Raw genomic sequence first — 2203 nt, 5'->3', positions numbered from 1 at the left:
TGGGGCGTTTCATGCGGCGGCGCGGCCCATGTCGCGCAGCACCGCCGCGCGGATCGCGGCGCGGTTCCAGAGGAAGTTCAAATGGCAATTGGCGGCATATTTCGACAGCCCGAAATCCATACCGCTGGTCTCGAACCCCGCGCGCTGCAGAAGTTCGATTTGCCGCATGCTGGCGGGATCGTCGAGCCAGCGCTTGCTCTTGGCGGCGGCGCCGGAGGTTTCGGTCATGCGCAGAAAATCGTCGGCCGCCGCCAGCGCCTGCACCCGTGTGCCCACCGCGAGGGGGCGGATCGCCTGGCGCTTGGGTCGGCCGAGCGCATGCCACAACGTGCCGTCATGGAACACGCCGGCCCAGCCCTGGAAACCGCTGGCCATCAGCGCCCGGCCGTCGCCATGCAGCGCTACCCAGAAGAAGGGAGAACGATCCAGAAGGTCGATCTCGGTCATCTCGAAGGCGGTCAACAGACGTTTTTCGCCGATCTCGCGGGTGAAGACGTGGCCGCAGAGATCGCAGATGGAAGCGCCGAGCGGCAGTTCGGCCTCACAGGACGGGCAGGTTTTCCAGGGACGCTCGCCGGGCGGGGTTTCGTCCTCGTCGAGGTCGATCTCCTGTTCGAGCGTGCCATGGCGGAGCGCCGCGCCGGCGAAGTCCAGCACGATGCAGTCGGTTTTCACGATGCCGGGGAAACGCTCGGGATCCACCCGGCGCAGGCCACGTCCGACCGCCTGTATGAAGGTGCCATTGTGAAGCATGGGGCGCAGGATGCCGATGCAGCCGACAGGCTGGCTGTCGACTCCTTCGGTCAGCACCATGCAGTTGGTGAGAACCTGAACCTCGCCCCGGTCGCAGCGGGCGATGAGGTCCGCGCGGGCCCGTGCCGGCATGTCTCCCGTGATCGTCTCGGCCAAAACGCTGGCGGCCCGAAACGCATCCGCCACGGCTTCGGCATGGTCCACGGTCGCACAGAAGAAGATGCTGCGCCGGTCGGCGGCCTTGTCCGTCCAGTGCTCGACCACGGCTTCGTTGAGCGCCGAGCGATTGAGCACCTTGTCTGCCTGGCGCATGTCGAAATCGCCGGCGGTGCTGTCGATGCCGGACAGCTCGTCCTCGATTCCGAGGTCGATGGTGAAGGTCCGGGGCGGGACAAGCAGGCCACGCGCAATCAGCGTTCCGATCCGCAGGTGATAGCCGACATTGCTGAAGGTCTTGCGCAAGCTGCGGCCATCGCCGCGGCCGGGAGTGGCGGAGAGCCCGAGCAGCTTCAGGTCCGGATTGACCTCGCGCGCATGGGCGAGGATCGCCTGATAACTCGCGGCGGCTGCGCGGTGCATTCGTCGATCACCAGATGGCTCAGCTTCGGCATGGATACCCGGCGGTTTTCCCGGGCGAGCATCTGAACGCTGCCGAAGACCACCTGGCCGTCCCAGCAATCCCGCTCGGCCTTCACCACCGATGTCTCGAGACCGGAGACCTGCCCGATCGCCGACCGGTTCTGTTCGATGAGCTCATCGGTGTGCTGGAGCACCAGCACCCGTGTCTCGCGGTCCCGTTTCGCCTGTTCGGCGACATAGAAGCCGGCGATGGCCGTCTTGCCGGCTCCGGTCGGCAGCACCAGCATGGTATTGCCGTGTTCGGCCGTGCGGTCATGGGCGGCGTCAACCGCCGCCCGCTGATAGTCGCGAGGGATCATCGCGGCCTCCCTCAGCGCGCCCAGAACGGCGCGCCGCTGGAGGAAGGCGCCGGCGGAGCGGGCTGCGCCGTGGGCGTCTGCGGCGCCGGCGACAACGCCATGCCGGCCGAGGGCGCGGTCCCCATCACGGCTGCATATTGCGCGTGCTCGGGGCCGATGGCCGCCTTGATCACGTTGCGCCCGGTGTCCTCGGGGGTGTTGCGATCCTTTTCGACGCCGACCTTGGCGACGAAATCAAGGCCGTTCAGATCGCCGAGGCTGCGGATCACCCGCGCTGCCCGTGCCGTTTCGGATTGATCGCTGGCCTTGATGCCGCGCGCCGATTCCAGAATGCCGCGGATCAGGGCGCGGCCACGATTGGCATAGGTGTCCTCGCCGCGCTCATTGACGCTTTTGCCCTTGAACCCGATGCGGGTATAGATCCGGCGCCGAGCATACGGGCCTTCCAGCACAACGGCCTCGGTATTGAGGTAGAGCGCCGTGCTGGTGCGGCTCTGGGTGAGCCATCCCTC

The 2203-nt window shown here is 66.9% G+C and carries 3 protein-coding genes; all 3 read right to left on the bottom strand.

Going from position 1 to position 2203, the window contains the following annotated elements; translation table 11 throughout:
- Positions 1-9: 9 nt before the first annotated feature.
- A complete protein-coding gene (locus tag AC1HC7_RS13725) occupies positions 10-1332 on the bottom strand; it encodes a DEAD/DEAH box helicase (protein WP_479499127.1) in 1323 nt (440 codons plus the stop codon).
- A complete protein-coding gene (locus AC1HC7_RS13720) occupies positions 1263-1691 on the bottom strand; it encodes a DEAD/DEAH box helicase (RefSeq protein WP_479499126.1) in 429 nt (142 codons plus the stop codon). Before AC1HC7_RS13720 ends, AC1HC7_RS13725 begins: the two co-directional genes overlap by 70 nt.
- Positions 1692-1702: 11 nt before the next feature.
- On the bottom strand, positions 1703-2203 hold a 501-nt coding region (locus tag AC1HC7_RS13715), incomplete at its 5' end, for a hypothetical protein (RefSeq protein ID WP_479499125.1).

This window comes from Oceanicella sp. (assembly GCF_056449545.1).
Note: the sequence above shows the minus strand (reverse complement) of the source record. Positions and strands in the feature narration are given on the sequence as shown.